We start from the raw sequence: 940 nt of genomic DNA, 5'->3' as shown, positions 1-940 counted from the left end.
AACATCTTTCAAAAATCCATGAGATAATTAGCAATCAGAGAAATAATTTCCAGCACCAAATCTCTTCTAAACTTATCAGCGAGAACCAAGCTATTGCGCTGGAAACTCTGAATGTTAAAGGTATGCAGAAAAATCATTGTCTGGCTCAATCAATTTCAGATGCAGGATGGAATAGTTTTGTAACAAAATTAGAGTATANNTAGGACAGTTTGAGCCATCTTCTAAAATATGCAATGTTTGTGGATACTACAATGGTAATCTAACCTTGAAAGATAGAGAATGGGAATGCCCTGATTGCAAAACAAAACATGATAGAGATATCAATGCTGCAATCAATATCAAGAAGTTCTCTCTTCAAGATCAAAATCTTATAGTAATCTGACACCTACGGAACGTAGGGGATGGGCTTGTGGACTTGTGAACAGCAGTTTGAGGGATGAAGCAAGAAGCCCCTTCCTCGCCATCAGGCAGGGAGGGGTAGTTCACTCTCATAAATATCTCCTGATACCGATACATGTGATTAAACTTAAGCACGTCAGCAAGGTAAAATTTAAGGTATAACTTCTAGATCGCAATCATTGAACCTCACAGAGATATAGCCATAGCATATATGCGCCTAAAAAGGCGGAAGTTAGGTTAAACTGATTTTAAAACAATCTCAGAACACTTTCCAGCCACTCAGATAATGGGGCAAAACTCCAAAAAGGAAAACATTAACTAAGCCGTGCACAATAACAACAAAAGGCAAACTCCTTGTCTTGTAGAAAATGAAGCCTATTAAAAGTCCTACAAAACCTGTATATAAAACTTCATGGAAAGTACCGTATCCCGAGTGCATGAGCCCGAACAGGAGACCTGCAATTAACACCGCTTCTTTCACACCGAGCGCATCTTCGAGCCTGGTCTGGAGGATTGACCTGAAAATAAGTTCCTCAACCAA

General features: G+C 39.2%; 1 protein-coding gene and 1 pseudogene. One reads left to right on the top strand and one right to left on the bottom strand.

Annotation, left to right across the window (positions count from 1 at the left end; genetic code table 11):
- A pseudogene (locus BP621_RS02050) lies at positions 1–382 on the top strand (RNA-guided endonuclease TnpB family protein); the annotation flags it as partial.
- 276 nt (positions 383–658) lie between these two features.
- On the opposite strand, the gene BP621_RS02045 reads toward BP621_RS02050, so the two are convergent.
- The coding region (locus tag BP621_RS02045) for a CPBP family intramembrane glutamic endopeptidase (protein WP_292387699.1) at positions 659–940 on the bottom strand (282 nt) is incomplete at its 5' end.

It is taken from the genome of Methanosarcina sp. UBA5, from assembly GCF_002505485.1.
In the GTDB taxonomy this organism is placed as follows: Archaea; Halobacteriota; Methanosarcinia; order Methanosarcinales; family Methanosarcinaceae; genus Methanosarcina.
The sequence above is the reverse complement of the archived record's forward strand: the minus strand, read 5'-3'. Positions and strand labels throughout refer to the sequence as shown.